Origin of the sequence: Thauera terpenica 58Eu (assembly GCF_000443165.1) — a bacterium.
GTDB classification, from domain to species: Bacteria; Pseudomonadota; Gammaproteobacteria; order Burkholderiales; family Rhodocyclaceae; genus Thauera; species Thauera terpenica.
This window is the reverse complement of record NZ_ATJV01000048.1, coordinates 74690-97448: the sequence shown is the minus strand read 5'-3', so window position 1 is coordinate 97448 and position 22759 is coordinate 74690. Positions and strand designations below refer to the sequence as shown.

Annotated in this window: 21 protein-coding genes; 11 read left to right on the top strand and 10 right to left on the bottom strand. The window is 63.7% G+C overall.

Annotated elements, in window-relative coordinates:
• Positions 1-34 precede the first annotated feature (34 nt).
• Together M622_RS27460 and M622_RS27455 are read left to right on the top strand one after the other, a co-directional pair.
• Positions 35-1714, top strand: coding sequence for an ABC transporter permease (locus M622_RS27460; protein ID WP_021248823.1), 1680 nt, complete (start codon positions 35-37; stop codon positions 1712-1714).
• Positions 1715-1889: 175 nt separating this feature from the next.
• Positions 1890-4055, top strand: coding sequence for a sensor domain-containing diguanylate cyclase (locus M622_RS27455; RefSeq protein WP_052028692.1), 2166 nt, complete (start codon positions 1890-1892; stop codon positions 4053-4055).
• Positions 4056-4076: 21 nt separating this feature from the next.
• Here M622_RS27455 and M622_RS27450 read toward each other — a convergent pair whose 3' ends face one another.
• A complete protein-coding gene (locus tag M622_RS27450) occupies positions 4077-5096 on the bottom strand; it encodes a Fe(3+) ABC transporter substrate-binding protein (RefSeq protein WP_088178582.1) in 1020 nt (339 codons plus the stop codon).
• 163 nt (positions 5097-5259) lie between these two features.
• Here M622_RS27450 and M622_RS27445 point away from each other — a divergent pair, with 163 nt between their 5' ends.
• Positions 5260-5595: a DUF2325 domain-containing protein gene (locus M622_RS27445; protein WP_021248820.1), complete on the top strand. Its 336-nt coding sequence runs from the start codon at positions 5260-5262 to the stop codon at positions 5593-5595.
• Between the two features lie 132 nt (positions 5596-5727).
• Here M622_RS27445 and M622_RS27440 read toward each other — a convergent pair whose 3' ends face one another.
• The 6 genes from M622_RS27440 to M622_RS27415 all read right to left on the bottom strand — a co-directional run bounded on the left by M622_RS27440 (position 5728) and on the right by M622_RS27415 (position 11555).
• Positions 5728-6276, bottom strand: a complete 549-nt coding sequence (locus M622_RS27440; protein WP_021248819.1) for a C40 family peptidase — start codon at positions 6274-6276, stop codon at positions 5728-5730.
• Positions 6277-6363: 87 nt separating this feature from the next.
• Positions 6364-7011, bottom strand: coding sequence for a 3'-5' exonuclease (locus M622_RS27435; RefSeq protein WP_021248818.1), 648 nt, complete (start codon positions 7009-7011; stop codon positions 6364-6366).
• Positions 7008-8906, bottom strand: coding sequence for a DUF294 nucleotidyltransferase-like domain-containing protein (locus M622_RS27430; RefSeq protein ID WP_021248817.1), 1899 nt, complete (start codon positions 8904-8906; stop codon positions 7008-7010). The genes M622_RS27435 and M622_RS27430 overlap by 4 nt, the downstream gene beginning before the upstream one ends.
• 124 nt (positions 8907-9030) lie before the next feature.
• On the bottom strand, positions 9031-10491 hold the full coding sequence (locus M622_RS27425; protein ID WP_021248816.1) for a PhoH family protein: 1461 nt from the start codon (positions 10489-10491) through the stop codon (positions 9031-9033).
• 43 nt (positions 10492-10534) lie between these two features.
• Positions 10535-10984: a peroxiredoxin gene (locus tag M622_RS27420; RefSeq protein WP_021248815.1), complete on the bottom strand. Its 450-nt coding sequence runs from the start codon at positions 10982-10984 to the stop codon at positions 10535-10537.
• Positions 10985-11165: 181 nt separating this feature from the next.
• On the bottom strand, positions 11166-11555 hold the full coding sequence (locus tag M622_RS27415) for an Mth938-like domain-containing protein (RefSeq protein ID WP_021248814.1): 390 nt from the start codon (positions 11553-11555) through the stop codon (positions 11166-11168).
• A 205-nt stretch (positions 11556-11760) separates the two neighbouring features.
• Between M622_RS27415 and M622_RS27410 the strand changes: the two genes are divergently transcribed.
• From M622_RS27410 to thrC, 6 genes are all read left to right on the top strand, one after another.
• A complete protein-coding gene (locus M622_RS27410; protein ID WP_021248813.1) occupies positions 11761-13065 on the top strand; it encodes a pyridoxal phosphate-dependent aminotransferase in 1305 nt (434 codons plus the stop codon).
• 64 nt (positions 13066-13129) lie between these two features.
• Positions 13130-14440 (top strand): homoserine dehydrogenase, encoded by a 1311-nt coding sequence (locus tag M622_RS27405; protein WP_021248812.1) that lies wholly within the window; start codon positions 13130-13132, stop codon positions 14438-14440.
• 3 nt (positions 14441-14443) lie between these two features.
• On the top strand, positions 14444-15106 hold the full coding sequence (locus tag M622_RS27400) for an MOSC domain-containing protein (protein WP_021248811.1): 663 nt from the start codon (positions 14444-14446) through the stop codon (positions 15104-15106).
• A gap of 130 nt (positions 15107-15236) precedes the next feature.
• Positions 15237-15359 (top strand): hypothetical protein, encoded by a 123-nt coding sequence (locus M622_RS40690; protein WP_021248810.1) that lies wholly within the window; start codon positions 15237-15239, stop codon positions 15357-15359.
• Between the two features lie 67 nt (positions 15360-15426).
• Positions 15427-15639: a dodecin gene (locus tag M622_RS27395; protein ID WP_021248809.1), complete on the top strand. Its 213-nt coding sequence runs from the start codon at positions 15427-15429 to the stop codon at positions 15637-15639.
• A 199-nt stretch (positions 15640-15838) separates the two neighbouring features.
• The gene (gene thrC, locus M622_RS27390) at positions 15839-17287 is read left to right on the top strand and encodes a threonine synthase (protein WP_021248808.1); all 1449 of its coding nucleotides are present in this window, start codon (positions 15839-15841) and stop codon (positions 17285-17287) included.
• 24 nt (positions 17288-17311) lie between these two features.
• Here thrC and M622_RS27385 read toward each other — a convergent pair whose 3' ends face one another.
• The 3 genes from M622_RS27385 to M622_RS27375 form a co-directional block, all read right to left on the bottom strand.
• Positions 17312-17932, bottom strand: a complete 621-nt coding sequence (locus M622_RS27385; RefSeq protein WP_021248807.1) for a DUF2946 family protein — start codon at positions 17930-17932, stop codon at positions 17312-17314.
• A 10-nt stretch (positions 17933-17942) separates the two neighbouring features.
• On the bottom strand, positions 17943-18788 hold the full coding sequence (nadC, locus tag M622_RS27380; protein ID WP_021248806.1) for a carboxylating nicotinate-nucleotide diphosphorylase: 846 nt from the start codon (positions 18786-18788) through the stop codon (positions 17943-17945).
• A gap of 106 nt (positions 18789-18894) precedes the next feature.
• Positions 18895-20451: an NAD(P)H-hydrate dehydratase gene (locus tag M622_RS27375; RefSeq protein WP_021248805.1), complete on the bottom strand. Its 1557-nt coding sequence runs from the start codon at positions 20449-20451 to the stop codon at positions 18895-18897.
• Positions 20452-20790: 339 nt separating this feature from the next.
• Here M622_RS27375 and tig point away from each other — a divergent pair, with 339 nt between their 5' ends.
• Positions 20791-22095 carry a trigger factor gene (gene tig / locus M622_RS27370; protein WP_021248804.1) on the top strand — a complete coding sequence of 435 codons (1305 nt, stop codon included), beginning with the start codon at positions 20791-20793 and terminating at the stop codon, positions 22093-22095.
• A gap of 20 nt (positions 22096-22115) precedes the next feature.
• The gene (clpP, locus tag M622_RS27365; RefSeq protein WP_031346579.1) at positions 22116-22754 is read left to right on the top strand and encodes an ATP-dependent Clp endopeptidase proteolytic subunit ClpP; all 639 of its coding nucleotides are present in this window, start codon (positions 22116-22118) and stop codon (positions 22752-22754) included.
• The last annotated feature ends 5 nt before the right edge of the window (positions 22755-22759 follow it).

Sequence of the window (22759 nt, the reverse complement as noted above, 5' to 3'; positions counted from 1 at the left end):
GGCCCGATAACGACGCGAACACAACGGACGACGGATGAAACTGAAGGGGGGGCGGGCCGCAAGCGGCCTGAGCGGCTTTGCGAATGGGTCCGTGTTGACCCTGGCTGCGGTGATCATTGCCGTGTTCATCGCGGCGCCAGTGCTATCGGTGTTCTCCAACGTCTTTGTCGGTGGTACCGGCGATACCTGGGCGCATCTGAGCGATACGGTGCTGGGCGATTTCGTCTTCAACACCGTCGTGCTGTGCCTGGGCGTGGGCTTGGGCGTGGCATCGATCGGAATCACCACCGCCTGGCTGACGACCATGCTCGATTTCCCCGGTCGCCGCTTCTACGAATGGGCCCTGGTGTTGCCGATGGCGATGCCGGCCTATGTCATGGCCTACGCCTACACCGACTTCCTGCAGTTTGTCGGGCCGGTGCAGAGTGGGCTGCGTGCATTCTTCGGCTGGCGTGCCGGGGACTACTGGTTCCCGGACGTGCGCACGGTGGGCGGCGCGGTGACGATGTTCATGTTCGTGCTCTATCCCTACTGCTACATCCTGGTGCGCACGGCCTTCCTCGAACGCGCGGGTGGCATGCTCGAGGCCGGACGCTCGCTGGGTCTGGGGCCCTGGGGCTGCTTCCTTCACGTGTCGCTGCCACTGGCCCGCCCCGCCGTGGTCGCGGGCACGGCGCTCGCCCTGATGGAGACGCTGGCTGACTTTGGCACCGTGTCCTACTTTGGTGTGCAGACCTTCACCACCGGCATCTACCGCGCCTGGTTCTCGCTGGGCGACCGCATTGCTGCCGCTCAGCTTGCGGCCGCACTGCTCACCTTCGTCGTGCTCGTGCTCAGTCTTGAGTTTGCGAGCCGTGGCCGTGCGCGCTTCAACAACACTTCGCGCCAGCAAGGGGCACCGGCGCGCAGACGCTTGCCGCTGGGGCTGGGGCTGCTGGCCAGCTTTGCCTGCTTCATGCCCTTGCTGCTGGGCTTTCTGTTGCCGGCGGCCTTGTTGCTGCATATGGCCTTTGTCGAAGGTGATGCTCAGTTCGGCCCGCGCTTTGTGCACCTCGCGCGCAACAGCTTTGTGCTTGCGGCGCTGACTTCGGTGATCGCCGTGGTGCTGGCCGTGCTGCTGGCCTACGCGGCACGGCTGGCGCGCTCGTCCCTGCCTGCGGCCATGAACCGTATCGTCGGTCTGGGCTACGCCGTGCCGGGGTCGGTGATCGCAGTGGGCGTGCTGATCCCGGTGACGCGGCTCGACACCTGGCTGGTGCAGGTTTGGCAGGCCAGTTTCGGCGTTAACCCGGGGCTCATTCTGAGCGGTGGCATTGCGGCGCTGATCTACGCTTATCTGGCGCGCTTCCTGGCGGTGGCACTGAACGCCGTTGAGTCCAGCCTGGGGAAGATTACTGTGAGCATGGACGACGCCTCGCGCAGTCTGGGCTGCGGCAAGTGGGAGACGCTGCGCCGTGTCCATGTCCCTATCCTGCGTGGCAGCTTGCTCTCGGCTGCGCTGCTGGTGTTTGTCGATGTGATGAAGGAGTTGCCCGCCACGCTGGTGATTCGCCCCTTCAACTTCGACACCCTGGCCACCCAGGCGCACACCCTGGCCGCGGATGAGCGTCTTGCCGAAGCGTCCACCGCGGCGCTAATCATTGTTGCGGTGGGGCTGCTGCCGATGTTCGTGATCTCGCGTCAGATACTCAAGGGCGGACGCCGCCGGGACTGAGCCCAGCGCTGAAAGACACCTGTGCACCGTGGCACAGGACGCACTGTGTGGACATCGTTTGCGTGGCTTGTGGCTGGCTTGGGCGATAATCGGGCGCAAACAAGGATATTCCCGAAAAATAACAAGCTCGTGAATAGCGCTTGCGTCGTGCCACGCGCCGGACCTGCCGATCATCATGAAATCGCTCTTGCCTGGAGTTCCTCTGAGCCGCAGCTTGCTGCAGGCGCTCAAGCTCGCGCCTGCGCGCTGGGCCCTCTTTCTGAGCGTGTTGTTTGCCTTTGGCAGCGTGCTGCCGGCGTGGCAGGTGTTTTCCGCTCCCGATCATTACCTTGCCCTGCACACCGCGCTGGAGGTGTTTTCCATCACCGTGTCGGCGATGGTGTTCGGGCTCGGCTGGAGTCTGCGCCGTACGCCGCAAAGCGGCCCATTCGTGTGGTTGGGGATCATTTTTTTGGCGGTGGGGCTGAGCGACTTTCTGCACGTTCTTTCTTATGCCGGAATGCCGGTGTTCATCACCCCAAGCGGTGCCGAGAAGGCGATCAATTTCTGGCTGGTGGCGCGCTCATTCGCCGTGCTCGGGCTATTGGTGCTGCCCTTTCTTGGCTGCACACGGTGGTCGGTGACACGGCTGCGCCTGAGCTTGCTCGCGGTGCTGGCGGCGGTGACCCTGATGGCTTGGGTAATCCTGTTTCAGCCCCATGCCTTGCCGCAAACCTTCGTCCCCGGGCAGGGCATCACCGCCCTGAAGATAAGGATCGAGTACGTTCTGGCCGCCGCCTATGCAGTGGCTGCGCTGCTGCTGTTTGCGCGCGGTGTTCGAGATGGCGTGCGCGCACTGACCTGGCTTGCGGCTGCGGCATGGACGATGGCACTGGCCGAGCTGTATTTCACGCTCTATGTCGATGTTTCGGATGTGTTCAACGTGCTCGGCCATGGCAATAAGCTCGCCGCCTCGGTGATGATCTACAAGGCCGTGTTCAGCGCTGGGGTGCGCGAGCCGCATGCGGCTCTGGCGCAAGAGCGGGCGCTGTTGCGCGCGATGATCGACTCGGTGCCGGACCTGATCGCATTCAAGGACACCCGCGGCGCCTATCTGGGCTGCAACAAGGCCTTCAGCCGCTGCTACGACCTCAGTGAGGAGAGCCTGATCGGGCACACTGATACCGAATTGTTCGGGCCGGGCATGCAGCAGTCCGGAGAGGCAGGCGGCGCGGCAGTGGCGCGCAAGCCTGAGCGGCATGAGGAGTGGATTGAGGGGCCCGATGGCAACATGCGCCTGTTCGACACCTTGCACATTCCATTTCATGACGAGGCGGGCGCGCTGCTTGGCGAGATTGGCATCAGCCGCGACTTCACCGAGCGCCGCCGGGTGCGCGAGCAGATTGCCGAGCGCGAACAGCGCTTGCTGATGGCCTTGCAGGGTGCCTCCCTGGGGATCTGGGACTGGGACATCGGCACTGGCAGGATGTCCTTCAGCCCCCTGTGGGCAGAGATGCTCGGGCGCACGCTGGATGAGGTTGCGCAGGACGTGTCGAGCTGGGAGGCGCTCGTGCACCCGGAGGACTGGGGCCATATCCAGGCTACGCTCGGGCCGCATCTACGCGGTGAAACCAAGTCCTATACCGCCGAATATCGAATGCGCCACAGCGATGGCCATTGGGTGTGGGTGCAGGATGCCGGGCGGGTGCTGGAGCGGGACGAGGAGGGCAAGGCGCTGCGGGCCATCGGTCTGCATCAGGACATCTCCTCGCGCAAGGCCATGGAGGAGAGTCTGCTGCAGCTGGCGACCAGCGATCCACTGACCGGTCTTTGGAACCGGCGTTATTTCACCGAGATGGCCAATGGCGAACTGGGTCGCGTGCGTCGTCACGGTTCGAACGCGGGTTTTCTGCTGATCGACCTGGACCACTTCAAGCGCGTGAACGACACCTGGGGTCATGCCGCGGGCGATGAGGTGCTGCGCCATTTTTCCGGGCTTGTGAGCGGCCATCTGCGTGAGGTGGACGTATTTGCGCGCCTGGGCGGTGAGGAGTTCGGCGTGCTCCTGCCCTGCATCGACGATGCCGCGGGGGCCTTGCGCGCGGCCGAGCGCCTGCGCGATCTGATTGCATCCAATCCTGCCATCGTCAGCAATGCGCCCCTGCCTTTTTCGGTCAGCATCGGGGTGGCGATGCTCGATGCCGAGGACAGTGGCTTTGATGTGATCTTCACCCGCGCTGACGAGGCCTTGTACGAGGCCAAACGTAGCGGGCGCAATCGCGCGGTGCTGGCGCGCACGGAAAAGGACAGGGGCTGCGCGCCCGAGGACGTGCAGCCCCTGTCCGAGATGGCGCCGCGCTGAACGCTGCGGCTGTGCCGTGGATCAGCGGTAGCCGGCGCGGTCGTAGATCTTTTGTGCCTGCGCCACGGTGTCGGCGAGCTCGCCGATCTGCATCGAGTCCGCCTTGAACTTGCCGAGCTTGTCGAGCGCCGGGTTGTCCACCTTGACCGACGCGACCACCGGCCATTCGTTGTTGCCATTGGCAAAATAGGCCTGGGCTTCGTCCGAGGCCAGGTACTCGAGGAATTTGACGGCTGCTTCCTTGTGCGGGGCGCTCTTGAGCATGCCCGCGCCCGAGACGTTGATGTGGGTGCCCCAGCTGTGCTGGTTTGGCCACACCACCTTGATCTTATCCACCACCGCCTGATCGTCGGGTTTGGTCGAATTCATCAGACGCGCCAGATAATAGCTGTTGGCGATCGCCACCCCACATTCGCCTGCAGCGACCGACTTGATCTGGTCGGTATCGCCACCCTTGGGGGCGCGGGCAAAGTTGTCGACCAGGCCGCTCGCCCACTTCACGGTCTCGTCCGCCCCGTTGTGCTTGATCATCGCCGCGCCCAGCGACAGGTTGTAGGGGTGGCTGCCCGAGCGCGTGCAAACCTTGCCTTTCAGCCCCGGGTCGGCGAGTTGTTCGTAGCTTTGGACTTGTTCGGCCTTAACCAGCTCAGGGTTGTAGACGATGATGCGGGCACGCGTCGAGAATGAGAACCAGCGCTCGGTGCGCAGGTTGGCGGGAATGCGCTCATCGAGCAGCGCAGATTTCACGGGGGCGAAGATCCCCATCTGGTCGGCGTGGGCGAGGCGGGAAACATCCACCGTGATGAAGACGTCGGCAGGGCTGTTCGCGCCCTCGTTGCGGATGCGCTCGAGCAGCTCGTCTTCCTTGGCTTCGATGCGGTTCACCTTGATGCCGGTCTGTTTGGTGAAGTTACCGTACAGCGCCTCGTCGGTCTGATAGTGGCGGGCAGAGTAGATGTTCAGTTCGGTGTCAGCCGCGTGCACGCCGAAGGCGGCAAGAGCGGAGGTCGACAGCAGGGCAGTGAAAACGGCTTTCTTCATCATCATGGGCAGCAGCCTTTCGAGAGTTCTTGAGATGAGTTGTTGCGGTGAATTGCAATGGACAGGTGCAGGGTTCGGATCATAACGAGAAGAGTTCGCAGTTGCAAATCATTCGCATTCCATGTCTTAATATTGAGAACAATTCTCAACTAAGAGGCAGAGCATGGATGCACTTCTCGTTGGCGCGGACCGCCTTGGCAATATTCCCGACATCCTGTCGGGCTTTGGTATCCGTATTGCGGCTCACGTCAGCGGGCGCGACACGACGCATCAGCGTCGCAGTGGCAAGCTGCCCGCCGGTATTGAAGTGGTGATTCTGTTTACTGATTTCATCGGCCACAACGTCATGCAGCGCTTTCGCGAGGCCGCCAACCGCCAGGGGGTGATGTTCGTGTGTTGCCGACGCTCGACTTGCGCCCTGCAACAGGCGCTCGGCCAACGCATGACCGACAAGTGTGCCCGCTGCTGCGAAGTGACGAAATGTCGCCGCGTGCACTGAGCCGCAGCGAATATGGGGGAATTTGGAGCTGAGTGTGGCGCAGCGTCGAGCGCACCCGGCTGTCGTGCCTGAGCGCTGTGGGGCAAAGCGGCAAGGCGGACCGCCCGCGCAGCGTTGCTCCGTGGGGCTGGATCAGCGCATGGCGAAGAACGCGCCGGCGCTGGGGGTGCTGCCTTCGTCGATGAGGCGGCGTGCACCATTGAAACGCTTGGACCAGTAGTTGGTGGAGATGGCCTCCACGCGTACCTTGCCGCCGCTGGACGGTGCATGAACGAACTTGCCGTCGCCCAGATAGATGCCTACATGAGAGAAGGTGCGGCGCATCGTATTGAAGAACACCAGATCGCCCGGCTTGAGATCCTTGCGGCCGATCTTGTCACCCATGCGCGCCATTTCCGCCGCTGTGCGGGGCAGGTCGAAACCAATCGCGTTGCGAAAGACATTGAGCACCAGGCCGCTGCAATCGAGCCCGGTTTCGGGCGAGGTGCCACCCGAGCGGTAGCGCACGCCAAGGTAGTCAAGGGCCTGGTCAACAAGTTGCTCGGCTACTGAACCGTACTCATCCAGCGTGGATAAGTGCGAGTCGGAATCTGGTTGTGCCTGGAGCGTCTCGCTTGCGAGGGCGGACTGCAGCCCCGAGAAAGCGAGCGTCAGCGCGAAGAGAAGGTGCCGAATCTGCATTGCGCGCAATATACGCAGGCGTACGGTAATTGTAAACGGCGGCGCACGCTATCCATGGGGCAGGTCAGGTGCGGGCGCGGGCGGGGCTCACAGCCGGCTGCGTTGCTGGCGGTAGCTGCGCTCAATGTCGGCAAGCGCTTGCGGTGAGTGCGCGCCGCGCGCCGATGCCTTGGCCTGTGCGGCAAGCAGGAGTTGGGCGATGGCCCAGGCGTCGCCGAGGGCGTGATGGCGCTGAAAAGTGTCGATGCCGAAGCTCTCCATCCAGGCCGCGAGCCGCGCGGGCCGATCCTGGTGTTGAGGAAACAAGGCGGGCAGCAGGAAATAGAGGTCAATCCACAGGCTGGCGACGGTAACGCCCAGGTGTTCTTCCAGTGCACGCTCGATCACGCTGCGGTTGAAGGCGGCATTGAAGACGACCAGCGGGTGCTTGCCGCTGAACAGCAACAGCTCGGCCAGGGTGGCGTCGGGGGCGGGGGCGAGCGCGCCGTAATAGCTGTCGTGCGGATTGAGCACGCCGCGATCGACTGCGACCGCCGCAACCGCGAGCAGCTTGTCCTTGTCGATATCCAGGCCGCTGGCTTCGGTGTTGAGCACGATGTAGCGCGTTTCGAAATGCGCTGCGTCGATGGCAGCAGGTGGCAGGTCGCTCCAGTGCTTGAGGGCGTGCGCGGAGGCCGCGCTGGTCGGGCCTGCGCCGGGCCGGGGTGTGAGCAGACGTCCGAGCCAGTTGGTCATAGTTGATAGTCGAGCTTGAGCCGGGTCTGCAGCTTGCGCGCCTGGCGAAAGGCTTCTTTCAGGATGTTGCGATCGAGCTCGTTCAGTGAGTCGGGGTTGACGTGATTGTCGCCGGGCGCGCCGTGCTCGGTATCGAGGCGTTGCGAGCGCAGGCGCAGCAACTGCACGAAGTGAAAGCCGTCGACGATGGCAGCCACTTCATCGGCCGATACGCCCATCTTGGTGCTTGCCTGGCGCAGACGTTGTGCGGTGCTGGAGGAGTCGACGCCGGTGCGCAGGGCGAGAATGCGCGCTACGTCCACAAAAAGCCGTGCCCCTGACTTCTTGAGGTCGATGCTGCCACCATCCTCGACCACGAAGTCGCGCAGACGACCCAGCGGCGGGGCGACCTTCAGCGCGTTCGCCGCCATCATGCGCAGGAAGGCGGAGTTGCCTCGTACGGTCTTGTTGAGCCAGGCCCGCAACTGGTCACCCAGGCGTTCATTGCCGTACATGACCCGGAAATCGAAGTAGATCGACGCGTTGAGCAGGGCCTCGGGATGGGGCTCTCGAATCCACGCGCCAAAGCGCGACTTCCACTCGTCCAGGGTCAGACACAGCGCCGGGTTGCTGGCCATGATGTTGCCCTTGCACAGGGGAAAGCCACAAGCAGCGAGGCTGGCGTTCACGTCCTTGGCGAACTCGATGAGGCGGCTGCGGATGGCGGCGGGCTTTTCCCATTCGGGACAGCGCCAGATGATTCCGTTGTCCTGGTCGGTGGACAGGGTTTGCTCATGCCGGCCCTCGGAGCCGAAGGCCATCCAGCCGAAGTCCACGCCGGACAGATCGTGCGTCTCCAGTGCGAGCTGGATGATGCGTCGGGTGAGTGCGTCGTTGAGTGCGGAGATGAACTGGGTAAGCTGTTCCGCGCCTATGCCCTGAGCGATGAGCTTGAGCGCGAGCTGGCGAATGTCCGTGCTCGCGCGCTGCAGTGCGCTGAGGTCGGCCGCGTTGTCGATGCCGGCGCGAATCTGGCGCAGGCTGACGCGCTGCAGTGAGAACAGATCGCGTTCGGAGACCACCCCCCTGAGCAGGCCTTCGGCGTCAACGACCAGAATGTGTCGCACCCCGCGCGCCGCCATCTCCAGCATGGCGTCATAGGCCGAAGCGGTGCTGGCGAGCTGGTGCGGATTGGCCGTCATCAATTCGCCGATCGGGCGCAGAAGATCGAAGTCGGCGAGGATCACGCGTGGCAGCAGATCACTCTGGGTAAGCACGCCGACCGGACGACCTTCCTGGTCAACCACGACCAGGCAGCCGACCTGTTGCAGCTTCATCTGCTCCAGTGCCGCACGCGTCGGCGTGTCTGCGCTGACGCAGACCGGCTCGCGCTTGATGAGCTGCCCGAGCTGGGTGGTCATCGTGTGCTGTTCGGCCGCACGCTGCGAGAAGTTGGTTTGCAGCTGCCGGCGCGATTGATTGAGCAGGCCGGCGATGTATTGCGTGCAGAACAGATGGAAGACCGGGCTCATCTGCATCAGCCGCATGAATTCTTCGGTACTGATCTGCAGGCAGAAGCTGTCTTCGATTGCTACGTAAGCATTGGTCGAAGGGCGCTGGGCAGATATCGCTCCGATCGGGAAGCACTCGCCCTGGCCCAGGTTCAGGCTGGTGTACTCGGTGGTGGTGGTCGAGCCGGTCTGACGGGCCTGGATCTTGCCGCGCTGGACGATGTAGAAATGGCGCGGGGCGCCCATCTCCGGGGTCAGGATGTTGTCGCCGCGCGCGTGAAAGGCGAGCACTGCGTGCTGCGCGAGGAAGGCAAGGGCATCCGCCTCCATGTCTTTGAAGGGGGCGAACCTGCGCAGGAAGTCGGTGCTGGCGCCCACCAGCAAGTCGGCGGCATTGGCGATCATGACGGCTCTGTCGTCGATTGAATGAGACGATTATAGGTTAGCCGCGCACGCAGGCACTCATGGCGCCCAAGAACCTGTTTATAAGCAGGGTCTTGCGCGCCGGCGAAGGCTTGGTGCCCCCGCTTCAAAGGACGTCGGCCGCGTGGTCGGCGAGTCGGGAGCGCTCGCCGCGTTGCAAGGTGACGTGGCCTGAATGTGCCCAGCCCTTGAAGCGGTCAACGACGAAGGTCAGTCCCGAGGAGCCTTCGGTCAGGTAGGGCGTGTCAATCTGCGCGATGTTGCCCATGCATACCACCTTGGTGCCAGGGCCGGCGCGGGTGATCAGGGTTTTCATCTGCTTGGGCGTGAGGTTCTGCGCCTCGTCGATGATCAGGAACTTGTTGAGAAAAGTGCGCCCGCGCATGAAGTTCAGGCTCTTGATCTTGATCCGGTTGCGGATCAGGTCGCGAGTGGCTGCGCGCCCCCAGTCGCCTCCTTCACCCGCAGTGCCGTTGAGCACGTCGAGGTTGTCCTCGAGCGCACCCATCCATGGCGTCATCTTTTCCTCTTCAGTGCCGGGCAGGAAGCCGATGTCCTCGCCCACCGACACGGTGACCCGGGTCATGATGATCTCGGCGTAGCGTTTGCTTTCCAGCACCTGGGTGAGGCCTGCGGCGAGCGTCAATAGCGTCTTTCCGGTGCCGGCCTGACCCAGCAAGGTGACGAAGTCGATGTCCGGATTCATCAGAAGGTTGAGCGCGAAGTTCTGTTCGCGGTTGCGCGCGGTGATGCCCCACACGTTGTTCTTGTGGTGGCTGTAGTCCACCAGCGTCTCGAGCAGGATGCTGGAGCCGTTCGCTTCCTTGACTCTGGCCTGCAGCGGATTGTCACCCTCAGGCTCATAGACGAATTCATTGATCAGCATGTCGGGGGCAAGCGGCCCCGTCAGGCGATAGTAGGTGTGGCTTTCCTCCTTCCAGGACTCCATGCCGCGGCCGTGGGACTCCCAGAAGTCGGCCGGCAGTTCGCGCGTTCCGGTGTACAGCAGGTCGCTGTCTTCAAGAACCTTGTCGTTGAAGTAATCCTGTGCCGCCAGCCCGAGTGCGCGCGCCTTGATGCGCATGTTGATGTCCTTCGACACCAGGATGACCTCGCGCTCTGCGTGGTGCTCGGCCAGATGCATCACCACCGCGAGGATCTGGTTGTCACCGCGCGCAGTGGGCAGGGCGGCGGGCAGGACGACGTTGATGGCCTCGGTCTGAAGGAAGAGGTGACCACTTGCCATGTTGCGCGAGGGGCCCTCGAGCGCGATCCCCGCCACGATGTCGTCGGGCGCGCTGCTGACGATTTCATCGAGCATGCGGCTGGCCTGACGGGTGTTGCGCGCAAGCTCGGTGGTGCCCTTCTTGTTGTTGTCGAGTTCCTCCAGGGTCATCATCGGCACGAACAGATCGTGCTCCTCGAAGCGGAACAGGCTGGTCGGGTCGTGCATCAACACATTGGTGTCGAGCACGAACAGCTTGCAGCCGGTCTTCTTTGTCGCCTTGCTGCGCTTGGCAGCGGCGGACGTCGTGACTTTGGTCTTGGTCTTGGCGGTCGCGGGCATGGTCTGGGGCCGAAGGAGGGTGGAAGAAAGAGGCGGGTCTCGGTCAGAGAGACTGCACGAAGGATAGAACTTCTGCGGCATGGCCGGGCACTTTCACCGCGCGCCATTCGCGCGCGATGCGGCCTTCGGCGTCGATGACGAAGCTGCTGCGCTCGATGCCGCGCACCTGCTTGCCGTACATGTTCTTCAGCTTCATCACGCCGAAGGCCTCGCAGGCAACTTCGTCCGTGTCGGAGATGAGGTCGAAGGGCAGCTCGAGCTTGGCCTTGAAGTTCTCATGGCTCTTGATGCTGTCGCGGCTGATGCCGAAGATCTCGCAGCCAGCGGCGGAAAATTCATCGTTCAGCGCACCGAAATCCTTGCTCTCGTTGGTGCAGCCAGGGGTGTTGTCCTTGGGGTAGAAATAGAGCACGACGATCTTGCCGCGCAGTTCGGACAGACTGATCTGGCGTGCGCTGGTGGCGGGCAGGCTGAATTCGGGGGCGAGGCTCATTGGGGGCTCCGGGATCGAGTGTGAAGGGGAGGCGGGTGGTGCAAGCAAGGCTTGGGCGCGATGGGGTGTGCCGCCCGCTTGTGATACAGGCTTGGACTCAGCCTGGCGACGCAAGGTTTCACCGCGGCAGGTCGGGCGCTGGCGCGGTGTGCCGGAGACGAGGACGTCCCTGACCGAAGACTCAGGGCGCAGATTCGAACAACAGGGCGAGCGCGACCGCGCGGCCTTCCGCGACCAGGATGTTGTAGGTGCGACAGGCTGCGGCCAGGTCCATGAATTCGAAGCCGATACGGGCCTCGATCAGGGGCCGCAGCAGGACCGGCGCGGGAAAGCGCTGGCGCCGACCGGTGCCGACGATGATGATCTCCGGGCGCAGTGCGGCCACGGCAGCCAGATCCTCTGCGCTCAGGGCGACGAGGTCACCGCGCACCAAGGGCGCCCAGGGCGCGTGGATGCTGTCCGCGGTCAGGATCAGGTTGCCGTCGTGACGCAGCTTATTGACCATGATGTGGTCGTCGCCGTAGCCGGTGACGACGTTTGCGTTGTCGTTGTTGTCCTGATGGAGCTTCATCGTGCGGCTCTCGATGGGGTTTCATGGGGAGTTTGAGGATGGCCGCACACCGCGCCTGATGCCCGCGATCGCGAGTCGCCCGCCCTGAGGGCGCGTGCTGTGTGCAGCAAAATTGCCGCAGTGCGGCAGCGCGGCTAAGATAACAATCTTTTGCGGCGAGGGGTAAGCCCCTGCCGTCCGTTTCCCTCCTGCAGGAAAGGCCATCATGAAAGCGGTGAAGACACTCGAACTCGCAACGGTATCCCCAGAGCTGGCAGTCAAGGCCGAGGCGGGTGCAGCGGTCGCGCGTCCGATTCGCAAGTCCGCGAAGCTTGCTGACGTGTGCTACGACATCCGTGGCCCGGTGCTGGTGCGCGCCAAGCAGATGGAGGATGAGGGGCACAAGATCATCAAGCTCAACATCGGCAACCTTGCCGCGTTCGGCTTTGACTCCCCCGAAGAAATCCAGATGGACATGATCCGCAACCTGCCCAATGCGGCGGGCTATTCGGATTCGAAAGGCATTTTTGCGGCACGCAAGGCGGTGATGCATTACACCCAGGAAAAGAACATCAAGGGTGTGACCATCGAGGACATCTATATCGGCAACGGTGTCTCCGAGCTCATCGTGATGGCGATGAACGCCTTGCTCGATGTCGGTGATGAGGTGCTGGTCCCTGCGCCCGACTATCCGCTGTGGACCGCGGCGGTGAGCCTGTCCGGCGGCAAGCCGGTGCATTACCTGTGCGACGAGAGCAAGGGCTGGCTGCCGGACATGGAAGACATGCGTGCCAAGCTCACGCCCAGGACGCGTGCCATCGTCATCATCAATCCCAACAATCCGACCGGCGCGGTGTATCCGGATGAGACGCTGAAGGACATCATCGCGTTCGCCCGTGAGCACGACCTCATCCTCTACGCCGATGAGGTGTACGACAAGGTCTTGTACGAGGGCGTCAAGCACACCTCGGTGGCGGCGCTGTCCGAGGACGTGCTCACCATCATCTTCAATGGCTTGTCGAAGAACTACCGCTCCTGCGGCTACCGCGCGGGCTGGATGGTGGTGTGTGGCGACAAACGTCGTGCGGCGGATTACATCGAAGGCCTCAACATGCTGGCCTCGATGCGCCTGTGTGCCAACGTGCCCGGCCAGTACGCAATCCAGACCGCGCTCGGTGGCTATCAGAGCATCGACGACCTGGTCGCCGAAGGTGGGCGCATGCGCCGCCAGCGCGACCTCGCCTGGGAGCTGATCACGAAGATTCCGGGCGTGACATGCGTCAAGCCCGACGCCACCTTGTACATGTTCCCGCGCCTCGACCCGAAGCTGTATCCGATCGAGGACGACCAGGCCTTCATCGCCGAACTGCTGGAAGAGGAGCGCGTGCTGCTGGTGCAGGGCTCGGGCTTCAACTGGCCGCAACCCGATCACTTCCGCCTCGTCTTCCTGCCGCACGAAGACGAGCTGCGCGACGCCATCTCGCGCCTGGCGCGTTTTCTCGGCAATTACCGCAAGCGCCACGGCACCTGATGTTGCCCGCAGTTCTGCGTCAATCCCCTCTCTGACACTCCCCATACCTCACGGAACTTACTGCATGAAACCGATCAATGTTGGCCTGCTGGGCATCGGTACCGTCGGCGGCGGCACCTTCACCGTTCTCAAGCGCAATGCCGAAGAAATCACCCGTCGTGCCGGTCGACCGATCTGCATCACCGTCGTGGCTGACAAGAATCTGGAGCTGGCGCGCAAGGTCACCGGAGGCGACGCCAGGCTGACCGATGACGCCTTTGCCGTGGTCAGCGACCCCGAGATCGACATCGTCGTCGAGCTCATCGGCGGCTGCGGCGTGGCCAGGGAGCTGGTGTTGCAGGCGATCGAAAATGGCAAGCACGTGGTCACCGCCAACAAGGCGCTGCTTGCCATGCACGGCAACGAGATTTTTGTCGCTGCGCAGAAAAAAGGCGTGATGGTGGCTTTCGAGGCCGCAGTTGCCGGTGGTATCCCCATCATCAAGGCCTTGCGCGAGGGGCTGACTGCAAACCGCATCGAATGGCTCGCCGGCATCATCAACGGCACCACCAACTTCATCCTCTCCGAGATGCGCGACAAGGGTCTGAGCTTTGCCGACGCGCTGCAGGACGCGCAGGCCCTAGGCTATGCCGAGGCCGACCCCACTTTCGACGTCGAGGGCGTGGATGCCGCGCACAAGGCGACGATCATGAGCGCGATCGCGTTCGGCATCCCGATGCAGTTCGACAAGGCTTACGTCGAGGGCATCAGCAAGCTCGACGCGGTCGACATCCGCTACGCCGAGCAATTGGGTTATCGCATCAAGCTGCTGGGCATCGCCCGCCGCCGCGAACAGGGGGTGGAGTTGCGCGTGCACCCGACGCTGATCCCCGAGCGGCGCCTGATCGCCAATGTCGAAGGCGCGATGAATGCGGTGCTGGTGCAGGGCGACGCCGTCGGCGCCACGCTTTACTACGGCAAGGGTGCCGGCGCCGAGCCGACAGGCTCGGCGGTGATCGCCGACCTGGTGGACGTCACCCGCCTGCACACCTCGGATCCGGAGCACCGTGTGCCGCATCTGGCCTTCCAGCCCAACCAGGTGCGCGACGTGCCGGTGCTGTCGATCGACGAGGTCATCACCTCCTACTATCTGCGCATGCGGGTCGAGGACAAGCCGGGGGTGCTCGCCGACATCACCCGCATCCTCGCCGACAGCAGCATCTCGATCGAGGCGCTGATCCAGAAGGAGGCGGCCGCGGGTGAATCGGATACGGACATCATCATGCTCACGCACCGCACGGTGGAGCGCAACGCCAACGCCGCGATTGCCAAGATCGAGGTGCTGGAGTCGGTGCAGGGCAAGGTGACGAAGTTGCGTGTGGAAAGTCTGTCCTGAGCCATGAAGAGTCGAATCGACCAGATCTTTACCGGGCGGGTGAAGCTGATGCTGCCCGATGGTGAGCCAAGCGGGATCTTCAAGTCTGCGGTTGACGGTCCGCAGCACTTGGGAACGAATGGGCTGGAGGGCGATGAACAGGCTGATCTGCGCTATCACGGCGGCCCGGAGAAGGCGCTGCATCAGTATCCCGCTGAACACTATGCGCTGCTCGCGCAGGAGTGGCCGCAGTGTGCGAGCCTGCTCGGGCCGGGCGTGCTGGGCGAGAACATCAGCACGCGGGGCATGACCGAGCACGATGTGTGCATCGGTGACGTGTTCGGCATGGGTGAGGCACGCATCCAGCTCAGCCAGCCGCGCTCACCGTGCTGGAAGATCGATCGTCGCCTCAAGGTGGACGGCGCTTCGCGTTTCGTCGAGGCCGCGGGCGTCACCGGCTGGTATTACCGCGTGCTTGACGAAGGCAGGTTGTGCGCCGGAGACGAAATCGTGCTGCTTGAACGCCCCAACCCCTGGTTGACGCTGGTCCATTACTGGGACACGGTCATGGCCCATCGACCCGACCCGGTGGCGCTGCGACAGATTGCCGCCGCTGCCGGTCTGGCTACGGACAAGGCACAGCGCTGGCTTGAACGGGCTGCGTGGCTGGAGGCGAATGCAGGCTGAGGGGGCTTGCCCCTGGGGTGGATGGCGGCAGCAGCCATGCCGCGCCGTCGTTTAGCCGCTACACTGCAGATGTCGGCGCCGCCTCGCGGCTTGCCGGCAGAGGTTCAGGGACGCAAGGGAATCGATTCGCATGACATTCAAGCTCATTGTCTTCATCGGCATTCTCGCCGTGGTCGCGGTGCTCGGCATGCGCGCCTATCGGTCGTCGGTGCGAGGCTTCGAGCAGCGGCAAGCTGAGGTCCGGCAAGGCTGAGCGTTTGCTTTGAGTGGATTCTGTGTGCTCCCTGGCCGACATCGCCACAGCCAACAGGAGACAAGAAATGTCCAATCACATCTACAAGCTTTTTGAAGTTGTTGGATCCTCCCCCGAAAGCACCGATGCCGCGATCCGCAACGCAATCGAATCGGCTGCTCAGACCATCCGTCACATCGACTGGTTCGAAGTCGTCGAAACGCGGGGTCATGTCGTGGATGGCAAGGTTGGCCATTTTCAGGTCACGGTCAAGATCGGTTTTCGCCTCGAAGAAGTTTGAGCGCTGTGCGCTCTCCGGGGCGTGCACGCAGATTCGCCCCTACAATCGGCCCGCTTGCGGGCCGATGTGCTGTGTGGGACCCGGACTGCAGGGTGAGCCGCTGTAGTGCTCGCAAAGGCCCGAAGCAGCAGACGAATTCGTTAGAATTCGAGCTTCGTGCGCTTGCGCCTGCCCATCATGATTTCTGAAGGACTGCTCCGTGAAGTACATCTCCACCCGTGGCCACCTCGGCCAGGCTGCCAAGCCTGAATTCTGCGACATCCTGCTGGGTGGCCTGGCGCCTGATGGCGGGCTTTACCTGCCCGAGCACTACCCGCAAGTGACGCGCGCCGAACTCGATGCCTGGCGGAGTTTGTCGTACGCAGAACTGGCGTTCGAGATCCTCTCCAGGTTCATCACCGATATTCCGGCGGATGAACTCAGGGCCATCTGCAATAAAACCTATACCGCCGAGGTGTATCGCCATGCGCGCGCAGGCGAAAAGGCCAGCGACATCACGCCGGTGCATTGGCTTGAGGAGGGCAGGCTGGGACTGCTGGAACTGTCGAACGGCCCCACGCTGGCGTTCAAGGACATGGCGATGCAGTTGCTCGGCAACCTGTTCGAGTATGTTCTGGAGAAGCGCGCCGAGACCATCAACATCCTGGGTGCCACTTCCGGCGACACCGGCTCCGCAGCCGAATACGCCATGCGTGGCAAGCACGGCGTGCGCGTGTTCATGCTCTCGCCGCACGGCAAGATGAGCGCCTTTCAGCGTGCGCAGATGTATTCGCTGCAGGACGACAACATCTTCAACATCGCCGTCACCGGCATGTTCGACGATGCGCAGGACATCGTGAAGGCGGTCTCCAATGACCACGCCTTCAAGGCCGAATACAAGATTGGCGCAGTCAATTCGATCAACTGGGCGCGCGTCGCGGCGCAGATCGTGTACTACTTCAAGGGCTACTTCGCGGCCACGCGCTCGAACGACGAACAGATCGCCTTCAGCGTGCCCTCGGGCAATTTCGGCAACATCTGCGCTGGTCATATTGCGCGCCAGATGGGCTTGCCGGTGGCAAGGCTGATCCTCGCCACCAATGAGAACGACGTGCTCGACGAGTTCTTTCGCAGCGGCGTGTACCGCCCGCGCAAGGCCGCCGAGACCCATGTCACCTCCAGCCCGTCGATGGACATTTCCAAGGCGTCGAACTTCGAGCGTTTCGTGTTCGATCTGGTCGGTCGCGACCCGAAAAAAGTCGCGGCGCTATGGGCTGAGGTCGATGCCGGGCGCGCTTTCGACCTGTCCGGCTCGGCTGAATTCGCGCGCATCGCCGACTTTGGCTTCGTGTCGGGCGCCAGCAGTCATGCCGACCGGATCGCAACCATCCGCAAGGTCTATGAGCGCTACGGTGTGATGGTCGACACCCACACCGCCGATGGCCTCAAGGTGGCCTGGCAGTGCAGGGATGAAGTGCCGGCAACTGTGCCGATATTGGTGCTGGAGACGGCGCAGGCGGTCAAGTTCTCCGAGACCATCGTCGAGGCGCTGGGGCGCGAGCCCGAGCGCCCGGCAGAGATGGAAGGCATGGAGAAGTTGCCGCAACGGGTCGAGGTGATGGCGCCCGACGTTGATCTGGTGAAGCGCTTCATCAGCGCTCACGTCTGAGCGGCCTCGCTCAGCACCTTGCGTTCAGGACGGCGCAGCCTGCCCGGGCGCCGCATCTGCAGGGGCCGGATTGGCAATGAAGCCCAGGCGCGCCGCGGCGTGCTCGTGTCCGAGGCTCAGAACCGGGAGGCCGTGCCATTGCAGATTGACGGTAGCGGCGGCTGAATCCGCCGCGGGTGGCGGGGTCGCCTCCGACCTCACCCCTGCCTGCCTCATCAGTGCCAGCAGATCGGACTCGCTTGCGCTCTCGCCGGCGGTGGTGCGCACATCGGCAAACAGCATCGCCAGGTCGCGGTCGTCGAGCGCAGCCGGGCCAGCGTCGGTATCCATGAACACGCGGCCGTCCCCGTCGAGCAAGATCGCACCGTGTGGGCTGACGCAGCGTCCGCTATGGGTGAGAAATCGATGGTCGGGCTGCAGGCGCAGGATCCAGGGTGCGGAATCCAGTCTGACATACACCCGCTGCGGGCCGTTGTTGACCAGCCAGCTGCCATCGGCCTCGCAGGTGTAGTTGGCATCCAGAAAGGCGATCATGCCCGGGTGGGAGATCGTTTCGTCCTGCAGGCGCCAGCGTCCGCGGGCGTCCAGCGACAGCCAGCCATAACAGGCGGGTACGTTGGGCCAGCGTGGCAGCTTGTCTTCCATCACCCAGCCCTCAGGCCTCGACGTGGCGCAAGGATAAATCGAGTGCGCGCACGTCCTTGGTGAGCGTGCCGATCGAGATGCGGTCCACACCGGTTTCGGCAATCGCGCGCACACGCTCCAGGTTGACGCCCCCAGAGGCTTCGAGCTGTGCGCGGCCGGCGTTGATCGCGACCGCTTCGCGCATGTCTTCCAGGCTCATGTTGTCGAGCAGGACCATTTTTACGCCCGCATCGAGCGCGTCCTTCAGCTCGGTCAGGCTCTCCACTTCGACCTCGATGAAGACGTTTGAGGGGGCGATGCTGCGCGCCTGCTTCACCACTTCGCTGATGCCGCCGGCCGCGATGATGTGGTTTTCCTTGATCAGGATGCCGTCGTAGAGGCCGACGCGGTGGTTGCTGCCGCCGCCGATCGCGACCGCGTACTTCTGCGCCAGGCGCAGGCCAGGCAGGGTCTTGCGGGTGTCGACAATGGTCGCGCCGGTGCCCGCGACCGCGTCGACGAAGCGACGTGTGACCGTGGCCGTGCCCGAGAGCAGTTGCAGGAAGTTGAGCGCACTGCGTTCGGCGGTCAGCAGCACGCGCGCGCGCGCGATGATGTCGCATAACACCTCGCCGGCTTTCACCGCGTCGCCATCCTTGACGTGCCAACTCACCACCGCGGCCGGACTCAGCGCGGCGAAAGTGGCATCGAACCAGGCCGTGCCGCAGATCACCGCGTCCTCGCGGGTAATGACCCGGCCCCGGGCCTCGGTCTCGGGGGCAATCAGACGTGCGGTGAGGTCGCCGGTGCCGATATCTTCGGCCAGGGAAGCGGCGATGTTGCGCTGGATTTCGACGCGAAGCTGTTCAGAGAGCATGGTCTTGGGCAGAGGTGAGTCATTGACCCTCGCATGGTATCACCGCGGTCTTCCCGGCATGCCTGTGCCCGCACTGCCTTCCCCCTCTGACGAGTCTGCGCGCCACTCAAGGTCCGTTGCGTGCAGTGAGGTGGCGGGCCTCGTGCCCCTTGTCACGCGGGCTGCCTTGCTGGGCCTCGATCAGCCAGCCGTTGAAGACGCCGCGCGCGGCGTCTATGGTTTCGCTGGCGCTCAGTCCGATGGGGCCAATGCCCTCGCGCGCCAGCCGATCGGCGGCGGCGCCGTGCAGATGCACGGCGGCAATCAGCGCGCGCTCTGCAGGCCAGCCCTGGGCGAGGAGTCCGACCACCAGGCCGGTGAGCACATCACCCATGCCGGCGCTGGCCATGCCGGGGTGGCCACTGGCGTTGATGAACCAGCGCCCGTCGGCGGTGGCGATGATGGAGCCGCAGCCCTTCAGTACCGCCAGGGCGCGGTGGCGCTGTGCGATGTCGAGCGCGGCCTGCAGGCGATCGGCCTGCACTGCGGCGGTGCTGACGCCCAGCATGCGTGCGGCTTCGGCAGGGTGCGGGGTGAGGATGCTGGGCGCGGCGCGGCTTGCCAGAATTGCCTGCAGCTCACGATCGGCACCGATCAGATTGAGGGCGTCGGCGTCGAGCACCAGCGGGATGTCGCGTTCCAGCGCGGTCCTCAGCAATGCCGCCGAACCGGTTTCCGTGCCCAGGCCGGGGCCGATCGCGAGCGCGCTCAGGCGTTCGGGCAGATGCGCGGCGCGGCGCAGCATCAATTCAGGGTGGGCAAAATCAACGGCGGGGCCGTTGGCGTCGAGCAGGCCGATGAAGACACGACCCGTGCCCAGCCAGAACGCGGCGCGCCCGGCGAGCAGGGCCGCACCGACCATGCCGGCGTTGCCGCCGAGAATGCCGGCATCGCCATAGAGGCCCTTGTGGCTGTTGCGCGGACGCGGCTGGAGTTGGTCCCTGAACAGGGCGGGCGTGATGGCCTGGCCCGCTGCGGCGAGCCAGGCGGGGGCATCGATGTCGAGGCGCTGGACCTTGATCTCACCGCAGTAGTCGGGGCCGTCGTTGGTCAGCAGGCCGGGTTTGAGCGCAATGAAGGTGGTGGTGTGAGTGGCACGAAAGGTGGTGCCGTAGGGCTGTCCGGTGTCGGCGTCGAGCCCGCTGGGCACGTCGAGCGCCAGGCGCGGCGCAGGCTGGGCGTTGAGGGTCTGGATCCAGCCAGCGTAGCGGCCCTCGATGGCGCGCTTGAGGCCGATACCGAACAGGGCGTCGACCACCAGTGCCCAGCCGTGGGCGGGCGCTGCCGGCAGATCGGAAACCACATTGCCTCCAGCCGCGGTGTAATCCGCATGGGCCTTGGCGGCATCAGCTGGCAGGGCCTGAGCACTGCCGGCAAAGGCGACCTGGACCTCACGGCCCGCCTGTCGTAGCTGGCGCGCCATCACGAAGCCATCGCCGCCATTGTTGCCCGGCCCGCAGGCAATCAGGATAGGGCCTGGGCGATCCATGATCAGGTGCACTGCGTCCTCGGCCGCAGCGCGTCCGGCGCGCTCCATCAGTGAGGGGCGCGCGCTGGGGATGAGCTTGCCTTCGATTTCGCGCACGCCTGCGATGCGGTAGATGGGAAGTGATGCACTGAACATGCTCGAGCTCCGGGGGTCAGCCCCGGATTTTACGTCCTGTTCTGTGCGCGGCGCTCGTCTCGCGCCAAGGAAGATCGGCGTTTTTCGGTATGGACCTGGTGCGTGGCGCTAGCCGGCGCGCCGTCGGCGCTGGCTTCGAGTTGTCCGCCAAAGCCGCGCAGACGGACCACATGGTGCGAGAACTCGTCTTTGCTGTGGTCAAGCGGGGCGCGCACGCTGTGCTAGAATCCCGCTCTTCGTTCAACGCGTTAACGCTGGCGAGGCATGCGCTCGGGCCGGATTCGGGCGTTTTGCATGACGCGGCGGGAACAGATTTTTTGACTTCTCAGGATCGACTCAATGGAGCAGAACCAGGTAACCCCCAGCGCGCTCGAGCGCCGTATCGACATTACCGTGTCGCTGGCAGACATCGAGAAGGAAGTGGATGCGCGCCTCAAGCGCATGGCGCGCACGGTGAAGATGCCTGGGTTCCGCCCGGGCAAGGTGCCGCTGAAGATCGTCGCCCAGACGCACGGTAGCCAGGCTCGCGGCGAGGCCGTTGGTGCAGCCGTTGAAAAGGCTTTCGGTGAGCAGGTGCGCGAGCAGAATCTGCGCGTGGCCGGCTACCCGAGCATCGAGCCCAAAGCAGGCGCGGCCGAAGGCACGCTTGAGTTCAGCGCGGTATTCGAGGTCTATCCGGAGATCGCGATCGGTGAGTTTGCCGAGCAGAAGATCGAACGCCCCGTCCTGGCCGTGGGTGATGCCGAGGTCGACAAGACCCTCGATATCCTGCGCAAGCAGCGCTCCACCTTCGCCACGGCCGAGCGTGCTGCCGCTGAAGGCGATCGCGTCGTCATCGATTTCACCGGGCGCAAGGAGGGTGAGGTTTTCGAAGGTGGGCAGGCTGAGGACTTCCCCTTCGTCATTGGCGCTGGCGCGATGCTGAAGGACTTCGAAGTCGCGGTCACCGGCCTCAAGGCGGGCGAGAGCAAGACCTTCGACATGAGCTTCCCGGACGACTATCACGCCACCGAGCTGGCAGGACAGGCCGTCCAGTTCGAGGTCGTGGTGAAGCAGGTCGAAGGGCCGGTGTTGCCCGAGGTCGATGCCGACTTTGCGCGCTCGCTGGGTGTGGCTGACGGTGATGTTTCCAAGCTGCGCGAAGAGGTGAAAGGCAATCTCGAGCGTGAGGTCAAGCGTCGCATCCAGGCGCAGATCAAGGAGCAGGTGATGAACGCATTGCTTGCCGTCACCCCGATCGAAGTGCCCAAGGCGCTGGTGCAGGCCGAGTCGCAGCAGCTGGCCGACAACGCCCGCCGCGACCTGGAGATGCGTGGCCTCAAGACCAAGGACATTCCCGTCGAGGCTTCGTGGTTCACCGACCAGGCCGAGCGGCGCGTGAAGCTTGGCCTGATCATGGCCGAGCTGGTCAGGGCCAACGAACTGCACGCCAAGCCCGAGCAGGTACGCACGCTGGTCGAGGAGATGGCGCAGAGCTACGAGGATCCTTCGGAACTTGTGGACTGGTATTACGCTCAACCAGACCGGCTGGCGCAAGCCGAAGCCGTGGTGATCGAAGACAACGTCGTCGCCTGGGTCAGCACCAAGGCTCAAGCCACTGACAAGGACGTGGCTTTCGACGAACTGATGGGCAACGCGGCCTGAGTCCGCAAAGGGTCTGACGAATGATGCAAGGAACACCCCAGCACGGTAGTGAATGGAACCCGGTCGGTCTCGGCCTGGTCCCGATGGTGGTCGAACAGAGTGGCCGCGGCGAACGCGCCTACGATATCTATTCGCGCCTTCTGAAGGAGCGGGTGGTGTTCCTTGTCGGACCCGTCAATGACGTGACCGCCAATCTGATCGTGGCGCAGTTGCTGTTCCTCGAGTCTGAGAACCCCGACAAGGACATCTCGTTCTACATCAACTCACCCGGTGGCTCGGTCAGTGCAGGCATGGCGATCTACGACACCATGCAGTTCATCAAGTCCAATGTCAGCACGCTGTGCATCGGCCAGGCGGCGAGCATGGGCGCTTTCTTGCTGGCAGCGGGCGAGAAGGGCAAGCGCTTCATCCTGCCCAATGCGCGCGTGATGATTCACCAGCCACTGGGTGGATTCCAGGGACAGGCCTCGGACATCGAGATCCATGCCCGCGAAATTCTTTATCTGCGCTCGCGCCTCAACGACATGCTTGCGCATCACACTGGCCAGCCGCTCGAGCGCATCGAGAAGGACACTGATCGCGACAACTTCATGTCTGCCGCGGCGGCAGTGGAGTACGGCCTGGTGGACAAGGTCCTGACCAGCCGTGACGATACCTGATTCAG

Bases quoted from the DNA above. Each gene is read 5' to 3' on its own strand.
- M622_RS27405 (WP_021248812.1), top strand. From the start codon at position 13,130: ATGAAACCGATCAATGTTGGCCTGCTGGGCATCGGTACCGTCGGCGGC.
- M622_RS27425 (WP_021248816.1), bottom strand. From the start codon at position 10,491: ATGCCCGCGACCGCCAAGACCAAGACCAAAGTCACGACGTCCGCCGCT.
- M622_RS27445 (WP_021248820.1), top strand. From the start codon at position 5,260: ATGGATGCACTTCTCGTTGGCGCGGACCGCCTTGGCAATATTCCCGAC.
- M622_RS40690 (WP_021248810.1), top strand. From the start codon at position 15,237: ATGACATTCAAGCTCATTGTCTTCATCGGCATTCTCGCCGTGGTCGCG.
- clpP (WP_031346579.1), top strand. From the start codon at position 22,116: ATGATGCAAGGAACACCCCAGCACGGTAGTGAATGGAACCCGGTCGGT.
- M622_RS27455 (WP_052028692.1), top strand. From the start codon at position 1,890: ATGAAATCGCTCTTGCCTGGAGTTCCTCTGAGCCGCAGCTTGCTGCAG.
- M622_RS27460 (WP_021248823.1), top strand. From the start codon at position 35: ATGAAACTGAAGGGGGGGCGGGCCGCAAGCGGCCTGAGCGGCTTTGCG.
- M622_RS27440 (WP_021248819.1), bottom strand. From the start codon at position 6,276: ATGCAGATTCGGCACCTTCTCTTCGCGCTGACGCTCGCTTTCTCGGGG.
- tig (WP_021248804.1), top strand. From the start codon at position 20,791: ATGGAGCAGAACCAGGTAACCCCCAGCGCGCTCGAGCGCCGTATCGAC.
- M622_RS27430 (WP_021248817.1), bottom strand. From the start codon at position 8,906: ATGATCGCCAATGCCGCCGACTTGCTGGTGGGCGCCAGCACCGACTTC.
- M622_RS27420 (WP_021248815.1), bottom strand. From the start codon at position 10,984: ATGAGCCTCGCCCCCGAATTCAGCCTGCCCGCCACCAGCGCACGCCAG.
- M622_RS27415 (WP_021248814.1), bottom strand. From the start codon at position 11,555: ATGAAGCTCCATCAGGACAACAACGACAACGCAAACGTCGTCACCGGC.
- M622_RS27450 (WP_088178582.1), bottom strand. From the start codon at position 5,096: ATGAAGAAAGCCGTTTTCACTGCCCTGCTGTCGACCTCCGCTCTTGCC.
- nadC (WP_021248806.1), bottom strand. From the start codon at position 18,788: ATGCTCTCTGAACAGCTTCGCGTCGAAATCCAGCGCAACATCGCCGCT.
- M622_RS27385 (WP_021248807.1), bottom strand. From the start codon at position 17,932: ATGGAAGACAAGCTGCCACGCTGGCCCAACGTACCCGCCTGTTATGGC.
- M622_RS27435 (WP_021248818.1), bottom strand. From the start codon at position 7,011: ATGACCAACTGGCTCGGACGTCTGCTCACACCCCGGCCCGGCGCAGGC.
- M622_RS27400 (WP_021248811.1), top strand. From the start codon at position 14,444: ATGAAGAGTCGAATCGACCAGATCTTTACCGGGCGGGTGAAGCTGATG.
- M622_RS27410 (WP_021248813.1), top strand. From the start codon at position 11,761: ATGAAAGCGGTGAAGACACTCGAACTCGCAACGGTATCCCCAGAGCTG.
- M622_RS27395 (WP_021248809.1), top strand. From the start codon at position 15,427: ATGTCCAATCACATCTACAAGCTTTTTGAAGTTGTTGGATCCTCCCCC.
- M622_RS27375 (WP_021248805.1), bottom strand. From the start codon at position 20,451: ATGTTCAGTGCATCACTTCCCATCTACCGCATCGCAGGCGTGCGCGAA.